At 46.0% G+C, this 14,670-nt stretch carries 8 protein-coding genes; all 8 read left to right on the top strand.

What is annotated here, in order from left to right:
* Window positions 1–124: 124 nt before the first annotated feature.
* On the top strand, window positions 125–2,977 hold the full coding sequence (locus tag AC5JL3_RS30585; protein WP_496078035.1) for a methyl-accepting chemotaxis protein: 2,853 nt from the start codon (window positions 125–127) through the stop codon (window positions 2,975–2,977).
* A gap of 121 nt (window positions 2,978–3,098) precedes the next feature.
* Window positions 3,099–7,058 carry a hybrid sensor histidine kinase/response regulator gene (locus tag AC5JL3_RS30580; protein WP_496078034.1) on the top strand — a complete coding sequence of 1,320 codons (3,960 nt, stop codon included), beginning with the start codon at window positions 3,099–3,101 and terminating at the stop codon, window positions 7,056–7,058.
* 145 nt (window positions 7,059–7,203) lie between these two features.
* Window positions 7,204–7,734, top strand: coding sequence for a chemotaxis protein CheW (locus AC5JL3_RS30575; RefSeq protein WP_496078033.1), 531 nt, complete (start codon window positions 7,204–7,206; stop codon window positions 7,732–7,734).
* Window positions 7,735–7,939: 205 nt separating this feature from the next.
* On the top strand, window positions 7,940–9,262 hold the full coding sequence (locus tag AC5JL3_RS30570; RefSeq protein WP_496078032.1) for an ABC transporter substrate-binding protein: 1,323 nt from the start codon (window positions 7,940–7,942) through the stop codon (window positions 9,260–9,262).
* 547 nt (window positions 9,263–9,809) lie between these two features.
* Window positions 9,810–11,189 carry an ABC transporter substrate-binding protein gene (locus AC5JL3_RS30565; RefSeq protein WP_496078031.1) on the top strand — a complete coding sequence of 460 codons (1,380 nt, stop codon included), beginning with the start codon at window positions 9,810–9,812 and terminating at the stop codon, window positions 11,187–11,189.
* Window positions 11,190–11,395: 206 nt separating this feature from the next.
* The gene (locus AC5JL3_RS30560; RefSeq protein WP_192220163.1) at window positions 11,396–12,304 is read left to right on the top strand and encodes a carbohydrate ABC transporter permease; all 909 of its coding nucleotides are present in this window, start codon (window positions 11,396–11,398) and stop codon (window positions 12,302–12,304) included.
* Window positions 12,305–12,376: 72 nt separating this feature from the next.
* Window positions 12,377–13,246 carry a carbohydrate ABC transporter permease gene (locus AC5JL3_RS30555; RefSeq protein WP_496078030.1) on the top strand — a complete coding sequence of 290 codons (870 nt, stop codon included), beginning with the start codon at window positions 12,377–12,379 and terminating at the stop codon, window positions 13,244–13,246.
* Window positions 13,247–13,341: 95 nt separating this feature from the next.
* Entirely contained in the window at window positions 13,342–14,499 is a 1,158-nt protein-coding gene (locus AC5JL3_RS30550) for an ABC transporter ATP-binding protein (RefSeq protein ID WP_496078029.1), read from the top strand.
* Window positions 14,500–14,670 lie beyond the last annotated feature (171 nt).

Below are 14,670 nucleotides of genomic sequence, written 5' to 3'. Positions count from 1 at the left end.
AATTTCATCAATAGCAGCGACAAAAAATTACCCACTGCTCTCAGCTAACAGATTTGAACTTGGTATTACCTCAGGAGCATCTGCCGTCTCAACGCGGAATTTATTAATTAATGAGGTTTCTTCCATGACTCAGCTTTCTCCTAAGCCCAGCTCCTCCAACGATTCCAATGGCAACGGTTCATACCCCCAGAATCTGCAACTCAGCGGTCAATCGCCTGCAACCAATTCCTCTTCTTTTCGACAGGTGGAATATTCCCAAGATCAAAAAGCCTTCAAACAACCTCAGTCAGTGGATCTGGTGCTTCCGGATAATGGAACTCGTCACCCACGACACAAAAAAGGATTGGGCTGGCTCTCCACGAGTTTGCGAGTCAAAGCAATGCTTGTTGCCCTTGCCATCGGTACGCTCCCAGTGTTGGGGATTGGAACATTCGCTTATATTTCTACCAGCCAAGGGCTTGAGAAGGACACTTTTGCAGACCTACAAATCAACACCGAAGACCTGTCAGACAAGTTGACAGCCTTCATAGGAGAACGTTACAAAGACATCGAGGTTTATGCTAATCTCGCCATCTTCAGTGATGCCAATGTAGCGAAATCACTCACTGTCGAGCAAAAAAACGAACTCCTTCAGGAGTACGTCCAGAGTTCCGGACTCTACACCAGTATTGGTGTTGTTGACCTTAAAGGCGACTTCCTATACAAATCGGATGGGGAGACTCTAGATAATGCATCTCAGAATGACTGGTTTCAGGCAGTGCTGAAAACAGATCGCCCATTCATCAGTGAGCCGCGAGCCTCCAGATCCACTGGAGTTTTTAGTATATTTTTCGCTGCTCCAGTCAAGGATAGTGCTACTGGCAAAACAATCGGCATCATCCGTGCCCGCCTCCCTGTGTCAACTTTCCAAGAGGTATTTGGAATCACAGGTGACCGTTCGCAAGAATTCTTTACGTTCGATTCCAAGAACGCAATTTTCGCATCTAGCGCAGAAAAATCTGTCGGTCAAACGCTCGATAAAGTATTTCCCCTGATGACTGCCCAGATCAAGAAAGTAGGTCGTAAAGACACCTATACTTTCGGGCAAGACCAGGTTACCCTTGTTAACTCACTGCAAGTTTTCAATCCCACTGAACAACTCAAAGAGCAATATGGACTCAACTGGAGTGTAATTATCGCGACTAACAGAAATATTGCGTTAGCCACCCAGTCTCAGTTGCTCCTCACGGTGTTGTTGGGTACGGGTGTTACCCTCTTAGGTGTAGGTGCGATCGCGGCATTCATTGCGAACCGAGCCACACGCCCACTTCTGGATGCGGCTAAGGCGGTGGACAAAATTGGTCAGGGCGAACTGGATACTCGTCTAACCGTTCAAGGAGAAGACGAACTCGCTGTCTTGGGAAGTAACATCAACCAGATGGCATCTCAGTTGGGGACATTCGTGCAAGAACAAGCACTCCTGGGAAAAGTTACAGGTACTCGTACCTTTAACTTGCAAGACCTTAACGAACTCTTCAGTAAGGTAGTCGAAGATGCCCGCTACATTGTCAACGCGGATCGAGTCTTGATTTACCGCTTCAATCCTGATGGTGGCGGCGATGTTTCAGCCGAATCTGTAGCAAGAGGTTGGCCTCATGCTCTTAACGACAAAATTGAAGAATCTTACAGTCCAGAGCAACTGCGAGATCTTTATGCCGATGGTCGTGTCTTTCCCGTTAAGAATGTTCTGGAAGCCGATTTGTACCCAGCACAACGGCGGTTCATGGAACGCTTACAAGTCATGGCAAGTTTAGAGGTGCCAATTCTCCAGGAAGGTAAACCCTATGGTTTACTAATGGTTCATCACTGCGGGATTCCTCACGATTGGCAAGCGTCGGAAATTAACTTCCTCAAGCAGTTAGCCGCTCAGTTGGGTCTGTCTTTAGACCGGGTTGTTCTCTTAGAAGAAACCGAACAACTTGCCGAAGAACAGCGCCAGCTCAAAGAAGGACTACAAAAGCGTGCGTTGGAACTGCTCATGGAAGTAGACCCAATCAGTAAAGGAGACCTGACAATTCGGGCAAGGGTAACTGCTGATGAAATTGGGACGATTGCAGACTCGTACAACTCCACAGTCGCTAACTTGCGTAAAATCGTACTTCAGGTGCAAGAAGCTGCAAGCCAGGTAGCCCAAACAACCAGCACCAACGAAGCCTCTGTACAAGCGCTATCGGTAGAAGCCTTGCATCAAGCTGAGGAAATTGCCGAAGCACTTAACAAGGCTCAGGAAATGGCCCACTCAGTGCGAGTAATTGCTGCTAACGCCGAGCAAGCGGAAGCTGCTGTAAAAGAATCCGCTCAAACGGTGCGAGAAGGGGACATTGCGATGAACCGTACCGTAGATGGAATTCTCTCCATCCGAGAAACAGTTGCAGAAACAGCCAAAAAAGTCAAACACCTTGGGGAATCGTCACAAAAGATTTCGACGGTCGTGAACCTGATTAGTACCTTTGCCGCACAGACGAACTTGCTAGCGCTAAACGCTTCAATTGAAGCGGCACGCGCTGGGGAAGAAGGTCGAGGCTTTGCGGTGGTTGCGGATGAAGTACGAACGCTAGCGCGACAATCAGCGGAAGCAACAAGCGAAATTGAACAGCTAGTCGCAGGAATTCAGGCAGAAACAAACGAGGTGGTAGCCGCGATGGAAGCAGGTACGGAGCAGGTAGTAACGGGAACCAAATTAGTAGATGAAACTCGTCAAAGCCTGAACAAAATTACAGCCGCATCAAGCAAGATTAATCAATTGGTTGAAGCAATTACCCAAGCAACTGTTGTTCAATCTCAAGCCTCAGAAGCTGTGACTCAAACGATGACGAATGTGGCAAAAAGTGCTAACAATACATCTAAGGAAGCTGGTATTGTGTCGTCTTCGTTTGAGGAACTACTAACGGTAGCTCAGGCGCTACAAGAGGATGTCCGTCGATTCAAAGTCAGTTAGTTGTTGGTTGTTAGTTCTTAGTTCTTAGTTGTTGGTTGTTAGTTCTTAGTAGCTAATAACCAATGACTACTAACCAATAACAAATAATCAATAACCAATAACTATTAACTATTAACCAATCATGGCAATTAATTCTGATATCCGCGACCAAGCCTATCAGTTTTTCATAGAAGAGGCTCCTGATCTATTGCAGGTGATCGAAGCGGGTTTACTGACACTGAGGCAAGAACACAGCACTGCCAATGTTCACAATTTAATGCGAGCGGCACACTCGATCAAAGGAGGCTCTGCCAGTGTTGAGCTAGATGCGATCGCAACTTTAGCTCACCGTCTAGAAACGCTCTTCAAGGTGTTCTATGACGAAACAATAGAGATTGATACTGACTTAGAGAGCCAACTTCTGCAAGCTTACGACTGTCTGCGTTTACCTTTGATGGAGCAGATTCAGGTAGGTTACTTTGATGCTGAGAGTGCTTTAGCCCTAGCTGACCCAATCTTCACCCAGCTTGAAGAACAATTTGGAGAGGCTTTGGCTCAGGTAGACAATTATATGCCGAGTTCGGCTGACTTAGGGATCGATATGACGACATCGATCTTTGATATTGATGTGCGAGAAGGACTAGAACACCTCTCGGCTGTCGTCGCTCAGCCTCAAAACTATGAAGTCGCAGGAGAACTTCGGGCGCAAGCCGAGGTATTTGCAGGCTTTGCCGAGTTACTGAATCAGCCAGAATTTGGAGCGATCGCAAAAACGACTCTCGCGGCTTTGGAGGCTCATCCTGAGAGGGCTTTGGTGATTGCTCAACTTGCTCTGTCAGATTTTCAACTCAGCAGACAAGCGGTGCTGGGAATGATTATCCCCGGTGCTAGTGCCTACGAATCACTACAAAACAGCAAGGAAATTACTCCCTCGCCAGCTTTAATGGCACTGGCTAATCCAACTGCTACCGAATTCCCAGACAATACCCAGGCTGAAGTAGAGTCGATTGAGGAAAGTGTCGAAGCTACCGTACCTTCCCTGGATGAACTCTTCAGCAGCGCTATTGCGATACCTGAGAACAGTGTAGAGAATACACCTATCGAGGTCGATGAAAACTGGACAGTAGATGAAACCTTCGCGGCTTCTGCGGAATGGATGACAGACAGTTTTGCGCTCTGTGATCCTGAGACGGAAGGCTCAGACGTACCAGAATCCACAGAGGTTGAATGGATTACTCAAGCCACATCATTTGAGGTTGAAGCCACAGAAACTCCCACAAATCCTTTATTAGAGGAAGTTTTTGGCGGCGTTTTTGCAACATCTGAGACTCAAACAGAAGCGGAACAAGTAACAGAGGATAGTCCTACTGAAATAGAAGAACTGCAACTCACCGCGTCTCTGTCTCTAGAAGAAACCCCCGTACTAGACGAGGTTTTTGGCGGTGTTTTTGCGACATCTGAGACTGAAACAGCACTAGTAATAGGGGACAGTGCCACTGAAATCGAAGAACGGCTACCCACCACGTTCCTGTCTCCAGAAGAAACCCCCTTGCTAGACGAGGTTTTTGGTGGCGTTTTTGCGACATCCGAAACTCAAACAGCAGCGGAACAAGTAACAGAGGATAGTCCTACTGAAATAGAAGAACTGCAACTCACCGCGTCTCTGTCTCTAGAAGAAACCCCCGTACTAGAGGAGGTTTTTGGTGGCGTTTTTGTGACATCCGAGACTCAAACAGCAGCGGAACAAGTAACAGAGGATAGTCTCACTGAAATAGAAGAACGGCTACCCACCGCATCCTTATCTCCCACCGATATACCCCAAACATTAGAAGGTGCGGTTCAATCGATTGAGGAAATCTTTGAGAGTCTGCCATCTATTCAAGACATCCTCACCCCCACCGCTGCTGGAAATCTTGTCCCTGTCACAAAGCCAGACAATTTAACTCAGGTTAATCAACTCACTGAGGCAACGCCGTCCAATAAACAAGAAGACATTGCCACTCCTCAACTTTCGGTGCGGGTTGACTCCAACCGATTAGGACGGATGAATAACTTGGTGGGTGAGCTTGCCATTAATCGTAATGGGCTTTCCCTGCAAAATGATCAACTACAAGGCTCAGTCCGAGAATTGCTCAATCGATTCACCCGTGTTCAGAGTACGGTGAGTCAGTTGCAAGCTTTATCAGATCAGATGCTAGTTAGTACGTCAAGTGCTGGCTCAATTGCCTCACATCCTGGGGTTATCTCACTGGGTAGAAGCGCCAGAACACAAGGGATAAATTCTTTAGGTGAGCCAACTGCAAACTCACCCTGGATAAACGAGACAACTAAATTTGGTGAGCAAGACACAACGGACAACTCCAATTTTGACTCTCTGGAATTGGACAGCTACGGTTTTTTGCACTTGCAGTTGCAAGGACTTCTCGATGATATGGTGCAGTTTGAAGAAGCCGTTGATGATATTGTTCTGTTTGCGAAAGCAACTGATCAATCGCTAGAACAGCAGCGACAAATGCTGACTCAGTTACGAGATGAACTGATGTGGGCGCGGATGTTGCCGTTGGGGGAAGTTCTCAATCGCTATCCTCGGATGCTGCGTGATCTCTCGACAACCTATCGCAAACCTGTGTTGCTCAAACTGAGTGGGACGAGTGTGTTGGTGGACAAGGCTGTTTTGGAAAAACTTTACGATCCCTTACTACACTTGCTCCGAAATGCGTTCGATCATGGTATAGAAGCTCCAGAAATCCGGATTCAACAGGGTAAGTCAGCAGAAGGGCTGATTGAAGTTCGAGCTTACCACCAAGGTAGTCAAACCATTATCGAAGTGAGGGATGATGGTCAGGGCTTAAATCTGGAACGGATTCGTACTCAAGCGCAAGAAATGGGATTGTTGTCGGCTGAACAAGCCGCAGCGATTCCTAATAATCAGTTATTTGAATTGATTTTCGAGCCAGGATTTTCGACAGCAAGCCAGGTGAGTGAGTTGTCGGGACGAGGTGTGGGCTTGGATGTAGTGAGAGCACAAATGCGATCGCTCAAAGGCACGATTACTGTCTCTTCTTCGCCGGGAGTTGGTACTACCTTTACGTTACGTCTTCCTTTAACACTGACGATCGCAAAATTACTCGTCTGTTTTATCGGCTCGACTGCCTTGGCAATGCCGTCCGATAGCATTGAAGAAATTATCGTTCCGAAAGCTGAGCAAATTAAAGAATCAGGGACACAACGGTTCTTGCACTGGCGAGGACAAATCGTGCCCACGTATCGACTTGCCGATCTCTTAGAGTATGCTTGCCCGTTGCCAGATACGTCTCCTAGTAAGGCGTTAATTTCTGTTGCGTCTCCCGCGAGTTGGTCGTTACCTCTGCTAATCCTTCGCCAAGGGCAACAAGTGGTTGCAATGGAGATTGATCGTCTTGTGACTGAGCAAGAACTCGTGATCAAACCATTTGGCTCAGTCATTGCCCCACCTACTTTTACTTACGGCTGTACGATTTTAGGAGATGGCAGTTTGATTCCGGTCATTGATACGGCTGCTCTACTCAACCAAATTTTGGGACAAAATCTAACTGCAACGGCAACTACAATTGATCCGAATTCGCAACACATCAACGGCTTGACAAACAAAGGTTCATCGAGTAACAAGAGTGTCATCAAAACAACGAAAGCGCCGACTGTTTTGGTTGTTGATGATGCCGCAGCTTTGCGACGAACTCTTGCACTTACCCTAGAACGGGCAGGCTATCGAGTCTTGCAAGCACGGGATGGACGAGAAGCGATCGAGCAATTGCAGCAAAGTCCCGCTGTGAATCTGGTTGTGTGTGATATTGAAATGCCTAACATGAACGGTTTTGAGTTTCTTAGCTGTCGTCGCCAAGACCTCAAAATCTCCAAGATTCCTGTCGTCATGCTCACCTCTCGCAGTAATGATAAGCATCGTTGGCTAGCGATGCAATTGGGTGCTACTGCCTACTTCACCAAGCCTTATCTTGAGCAAGATTTTGTAGCAGCAATCAAACAAATCATCAGTCAAAATTCTCCTGAATCTGATAGATTGCTACTCTCTAGCCACTCTTCTCAGGAGGTTGTCACACTCTAAATTCTGCGCCTTGAGAGATTATTATTTGTTGGATTTAGTTGTTATACAGAGCATTTGAAGGCTTTAAAAATCAGTCTGAGCTAGTTAAATGTTTTCTGTGTAACAACTAATTTCTAACAATGAACTACTAACTTTATTTTGTGACATGAGTAATACTATCATCAACAAACCACCTGCAAACTCAACGATTTCTAAGACTCGACAGATCGCCCCCTCTCTCAAACTCATCGTTTTTAGCATGGGGGCTTTAAACTTAGCCTTACGGATTGAGTCGATTTATAAAGTGGTTAATCACACAGCTACTTATAGTAGTGGGTTGAATCATATAGGAGTCACTCATCTGGAAAATAGTGAAGTGACGGTTGTTGATTTGCATCGTCGATTTTTTCAATCTAGCCAATTCAAAAACACGGAGCAAGAAGGATATCTCATAGTTGTAAAAAGTACAAAAGGTGAGTTTTATGGTATTCCAGTTGTTGAGGCTCCAGTGTTAACTGAAGTGCCATTATCAATGATTCGTGTTCTTCCAGAGTCTTATCGGCGTTCGGATACACTAGAAGTCGCAAGTCATGTTGCAGTTATTCCTCAAGAAGGGTCAGCACCTCTAACAGTCTTTTTCTTAGATGTCGATCTCCTTCTGCCAATGTTTCAAGAGCTGAAATCGGCTAAATCTTAACTTTTTAAGATTATTGAACAAAATGTTGAGATTCTTAGCTTAAGAATTCCAGCGATTCAATGGACTGCGGCAAAAATGTGGCTATGCTATGACTGAGCTTAGATGTTTATGCTTGCGATCGCATTGTGGGGATTGTTCTTCACAATAATGCGATCGCAACAGATTGCTTTAGACATTTACTCTGCCATTAATTGTCCTATCGAAAATGAGCAAGCTGCAAAAATTAGGCGTACAGCTAATAAGCTGGATATGCGGCATTGGATTCCCTCTTTTCTTGGGAATCCTGATTACCTATTTCTTGGTGTATCAATTCTGGGTGCAACCAGCGCTAACTCAACAACCTGTTACGCTAACCTTGATGATGATTGCTCCCGAAGTTCCACCGTGGAGTGATATTCTCATCAAGAACTTTGAGAAAGAAAATCCAGACATTCGCATCCAGATTATTGAGGGACCTAACGCCTCCGACTTGTACGAAAATCTCTACACTGCCTCTTTTATCCTTGGTGACTCGCCCTACGATTTAGTGAATATGGATGTCGTCTGGGCAGGTAAATTTGCGGCGGCTGGCTGGCTTATGGATTTGTCTAGTCGCATCACTGATGAAGAGTTAAAAGCCTTTCTGGACAAGGATGTAGAGGCGGGACGCTACGAAGGTAAACTCTACCGAATTCCCCTCCGTTCCGATGCGGGAATGCTTTACTACCGCAAAGACTTGCTAGAACAAGCAAGATACGAACCGCCAGAAACCTTTGAGGAGTTAATCAACATTTCTCAAGACTTACAAGGGAAAAAAGCAGCGCGTTGGGGCTATGTCTGGCAAGGACGTCAATATGAAGGCTTGTCAGCGATGTTTGTGGAAATCCTAGAAGGTTTCGGAGGCTTCTGGGTTAATCCCGAAACACTGGAAGTAGGGCTTGATAAACCTGAGGCAATTCAAGCCGTTGAGTTTCTTAAAAGCACCATCGACAAAGGCATTTCTCCACCTGGAGTGCCTACTTATCAGGAAGAGGAAACCCGACGTTTATTTCAGAGTGGGGATGTCGTCTTCTTACGCAATTGGCCTTATGTTTGGCCTTTAGCTAATGAGGAATCTTCAAAAATCAAGGGTAAGTTTGGGATTAAACCGATGGTTCATGCTCCAGGTAAAACAAGCGGTGCTTGTCTAGGAGGTTGGGGACTAGGAATTTCCAAAACCTCCAAACATCCAGAGGAAGCTTGGAGAGCGATTCAATACCTTACCAGTGCCGAAGCACAGCGCCCGTATATTATAGAGACAGGTTACCTGCCTAGTCGAAAAGAGTTATTTACAGACCCAGAGATTGTTAGTAAATACTCTCACTACCCACAGCTACTAGAAGTCGCAGAGAATACCGTTCTCCGTCCTCCAATTGCTCAATATGCCCAAGTCTCTGATATTTTGCAGCGTTACCTGAGTGCAGCACTAACCAATTCTCGATTTACTCCTGCAAAAGCTATGAAATCAGCCGCTGATGAAACACGCGCAGTATTGGAAGCCGGTAGCTAGATAGATATATCCTTCTTCTGTCACTCTCGGAAAATCACGCTCGAAGCTAGACCCTGAAAAACTTGCTATTTAAGGATTCGAGCGTTGAGTTCCTATCAGAAACTCAAAGTCGATATTAGCGGTTCTCAAGTAAGTGGAGTACACTCAACTTCTGCCTTTGCCCTGGAGCCTTCTGCTTTAAAGCCAACTACTTTGTGCCTTAGCAAATAGAGAAACGCTATAGTTACTAGAAAAATATGTAAAGCAAAATGAGTACAATAAATACTAATTGAGTTTTTTGTGTATTTGCCGCTAGGTTGAGAGGTAGGTATTTACCACTTCACTCATTAGATAGATACTTAATTTTATTTTTTATCTTTCGTTGAATAAAATGTTAAGCAACCTATACTTAGGTTGCATTTATTTACATTAATTATTTTTAGCGATCGCGACCTTATCAAATCAAGATATGACTAAAAGAATAATGGTTTGTGTGCAATTACACAGAACCTAAGGCATTAGCTATCCCTAAGGGAATAGCTTATTAATTTCCATATCTTATCTACAGATGAGCAATATTCAACAATTAGGTGGACGGCGAAGACGCCTAAGGAAATTGGTGAGAAGATTAGGAGTCCCTCGCCTCTTGGGAATCCTTGTTGCCTTTATTCTCGTGTTTAACTTCTGGATACTACCAGCCCTGACCCAACAACCCGTTGTGATCACAATGCTGATGCAAGGTCAAGACCGGGCGAATTGGGCACCCTTCTTCCAAGAATTCAACGAGAAAAACCCAGATATTCGGCTCAATGTTGTTGAAGGGCCCTTCGATAGCAACCTGGTCGAGAACCTCTACACCTCGGCCTTCCTACTGGGTGACTCACCCTATGATGTTCTCAATATGGACATTGTCTGGGTGCCTAAGTTTGCGGCTGCTGGCTGGCTTATGGATCTCACAGGTCGGCTTCCCCAGGAACAACTCTCAAAGTTTGTCAAGGGTAACATTGAGGGGAGTATGTACCAGGACAGCCTGTATCGTATCCCAACAACATCCGATGCTGGGGTGCTTTACTATCGCACCGACCTCTTGAAACAAGCTGGAGTTGAACCCCCCGAAACCTTCGAGCAGATGGTACAAATTGGGACTAACTTGCAAAAGCAGGACGCAGTTGACTGGGGTTACCTCTGGCAGGGCAAACAGTACGAGGGCGTTTCTGCGATGTTTGTTGAGGTACTCGAAGGCTTCGGTGGCTTCTGGGCTAACCCTGAGACGTTGGAAGTCGGACTTGACCGACCAGAGGCAATACAAGCTGTTGAGTTTCTCCGCAATACCATAACCAATGGTCTTTCGCCGCGTGGTGTTGTGACCTATGGGGAAGAAGAAACCCGTCTGTTGTTTCAAAATGGCGGGGCAGCCTTCTTACGCAACTGGCCTTATGTTCTGAAACTAGCCAATGACCCAGCCTCAGATGTTAGGGGCAAAGTTGGTATCAAACCGATGATTCACGGTCAAGGGCATCCGGGTGGTTCTGCTTTGGGTGGCTGGGGTTTAGGCATATCTAAAACCACTAGACATCCAGAGGAAGCATGGCGAGTCATTCAGTTCATGACCAGTGAGGAGACGATGAAGAAGTTTGTTTTGTCAACTGGCTTGATTCCCAGTCTGCAGACACTCTTTAAAGACCCAGAAATTCTTGCCCAATTCCCCTACTTCACGCAACTGTTTGAGGCAGTTCAAAACCCCGCTTTACGTCCCCCCATTGCACAATACGCTCAAGCGTCAGACGTTTTGCAGCGTTACCTCAGCGCGGCTTTCACTGGACGTATGAATTCAGAACAAGCGATGAAAGCTGCTGCTCAAGAAACCCGCAATATCTTAGGTGGCTTTGGACGCGCCCCAGTTTCACAAAAGTCAACGCCTGCTCAAACAGTAGCCGTTAGTTCTTAACGTTTTGTTCTTTGTTGGCTGCACGACTCCTGAACAAGCCATGAAAGCTGCCCAAGAGTGAAACTCGAAATATCCTGAACTAATTTAAACCTGCTGTGTCTTTTTTGAGTTTTTTAAAATAAGGCGCGGCTGAAATGGAGAATTGTTCAAAAGTGACTAGTCTGTTGATAATCAACTCCTAACAATCAACTCATAACCATCGACCAATGACACAAGACGCAATTCGGGCACGAGAACAGAGGACAGGCTGGATGCTACTTCTTCCAGCTTTAATCATGCTGTTGCTAGTATTTGCCTACCCAATCTTGAGAGCTTTTTGGTTAAGCTTATTCACCCAAAACCTTGGTACGCAACTGAAACTCGTTTTCTCCGGCTTTGATAATTACGGACGGATGATTGGCGATGGGCGCTTCTGGCAGAGTATGTGGAACACCAGCGTCTTTACTTTTGGTTCCGTTTTGTTGGAATTGCTCTTAGGGATGGGTGTCGCCCTAGTACTGAACCAAGCCTTTAGAGGGCGTGGCATCGTGCGAACCATTTCCCTCCTACCTTGGGCATTGCCAACAGCTTTAATGGGACTGGCTTGGGCATGGATTTTTAATGACCAGTATGGTGTCGTCAACGACATTTTGCGGCGAGTAGGTGTGATCGATACTGGCATCAGTTGGCTTGGCGACCCAACCTTGGCAATGATTGCTGTGATTTTAGCTGATGTTTGGAAAACAACACCGTTTATTGCCCTGCTTCTGCTTGCTGGGTTGCAATCGATTTCGGGAGACCTCTATGAAGCCCATTCGATTGACGGGGCGACCGCTTGGCAGAGTTTCTGGAAAATCACTGTACCACTTCTGATGCCCCAAATCGTGATTGCTCTGCTGTTCCGGTTTGCTCAGGCGTTTGGTATCTTCGACTTGATTCAGGTAATGACGGGAGGGGGTCCTGCTGGGGCGACGGAGACGGTTTCCATCTATATCTACGGGACTGTAATGCGCTACTTGGACTTCGGCTATGGTGCAGCACTTGTTGTCGTAACATTTTTGTTACTTGTCGCAGCAGTTGCGATCGCAGCTTACTTCCTCTCTAGAGCGCGTGCCAACGCCGCAGGAGCTAGATAGCTAGTTTTTAGTTGTTAGTTCTTAGTTGTTTGCTCGTACCAATCACCAATCACCAACAACCAATCACCACCTATGACTACCGTTGCAAATCAGCGATCGCAAGAAGCCTCAACATTCAACTGGCGAAAAATTGTTTTGCCAATCTCAGTCTTTTTAGTTGTTGCCTTTTTCCTTGCCCCTATCCTCTGGCAGGTACTAACCTCGTTCAAAGTCAACGAAGATATCTCTGCTGTTCCCAGTGTTTATGTCCCTAGGCGTCTCACCTTGGAGCATTACCAGTCTCTGTTCGTTCGCCGTCCGTTTACCTCTTATATCTTAAATAGCGCTTTCGTTTCCATCACTTCAACAGTACTCGCTTTAGGATTGGGCGCTCCAGCCGCCTACGTCTTAGCACGAATGCGATTGCCTGGAGAGAAAATCATCCTTGCTACTATCTTGATCGTGACGCTATTTCCTGCTGTATTGCTGTTTTTGGGACTGTTAGAAGTCGTCAAATATTTGGATTTAGGTAATAACTACTTAGCCCTAATTATTTCTTACACCGCAATCAATTTGCCGCTAACAATCCTGGTAATGCGGAGTTTCTTCCAGCAACTTCCAAAAGATTTAGAAGATTCCGCTAGGGTTGATGGTTTCAGCACAGTTCAAATGTTAACCCAAATTGTGCTACCGATGACACTTCCCGCACTGGCAACAACTGGGATTCTCACCTTCATTTCTGCCTGGAATGAATTCATTTTTGCCCTGACCTTCATCACCCGTGAATCAATGAAGACTATTCCTGTTGCAACGGCTCAACTCAGTGGAGCATCGGTGTTTGAAATCCCCTATGGTCCGATCGCAGCCGCTACAGTATTAGGTACGCTTCCCTTAGTTGTCCTCGTACTCGTGTTCCAACGTAAGATTGTCCAAGGTTTAACGGCTGGTGCTGTTAAGGGATAGTCTTTTGTTGTTTGTTGTTTGTTGTTTGTTGTTCGCAAATAACTAATAACTAATAGCCAATAACCAATAACCAATACCAATGAGTGATAAAAACTATGTCAAAGCTTGAACTACAAAATCTCAACAAAACCTACACTCCTAAAGTAATCCCTGTTAAGGACATCAGTCTGGATGTAGACGAGGGAGAGTTCCTCACCCTGTTGGGACCATCGGGATGTGGTAAATCAACACTATTACGCCTGATTGCTGGTTTAGAGCCGCCTACTCGTGGCAGAGTAATCATTAATGGGCGTGATGTTAGCCGTGTTGGGCCAGGTAAACGTAACATTGCGATGGTGTTCCAAAGCTATGCTCTTTATCCCCACATGACGGTCTATGAAAACATTGCCGCTGGTCTGAAGTTACGCAAAATGCCATCTGATGAAATCCAGCGGCGCGTGAGTGATGTTGGTGACAAACTTGGACTGCAACACTTGATGGATCGTAAACCCGGTCAAATGTCTGGTGGTCAGCGACAGCGGGTTGCTTTAGGTCGTGCTTTGGTGCGTCAACCGGATATCTTTTTGCTGGATGAACCGTTGAGTAACCTTGATGCCTTGTTGCGTGAGCAAGTGCGGGCGGATTTGAAACAGATTTTCGACCAACAGCAGACACCAGTGGTCTACGTGACTCACGATCAAACGGAAGCGATGACCCTTTCTAGTAAAGTTGCAGTTTTATACGATGGCAACCTGCAACAGCTTGCCCCACCGAGTGAAATCTATAATAGACCCGCCAACCAGTTTGTTGCTGGTTTCGTAGGCAGTCCCCAAATGAACTTACTGACCCTCAACTGCGATGGGAATAATGCTGTTTTGGGTGACTTTAGAATTCCTTTGCCGACCCTACCCACAACGCCACCACAGGTTGTCGCGGGTATCCGTCCAGAAGATGTCAACCTCGCCAAGCCTGATGATAGGCTAGCGATTCAGGGACGAATTTTCTTGGTGGAAAACCTGGGAATGCAAAATCTTATTAGCGTTCGGGTTAAGGGTTCTGAGTTGAGGATACGTGCTTTGTTACCGACTCATCAAGCCTGGGAAGGAGAAGACATAAGCTTATCTATAGCACCAGAAGCGATTCACTGGTTTGATATTCAGACAGGCGATCGCATTCAAACTCAGCACGAAGTAGAGCGAGTTGCCCCATCTCTGGGTCTAAAGACATCAACTAATAGCTCTGTACAATCGCAGCATCAATACACTAACGGTTAAACCGATGTAGCTGCTGGAAATACTCTTAAGGAACAGCAGTGCCAACACCTACCTATAGAAAAGTCCGGTAGTGATACCGGACTTTTTCACGTAAGAAATTGAAATCAACCCAAAATGCTAGTGCAGCGAGGCGGAAATAAGTGACCAGTTAAAAAAGGAAGCAAAAAGGGA

The organism is Symplocastrum torsivum, assembly GCF_059505465.1.
Note: the sequence above shows the minus strand (reverse complement) of the source record. Positions and strands in the feature narration are given on the sequence as shown.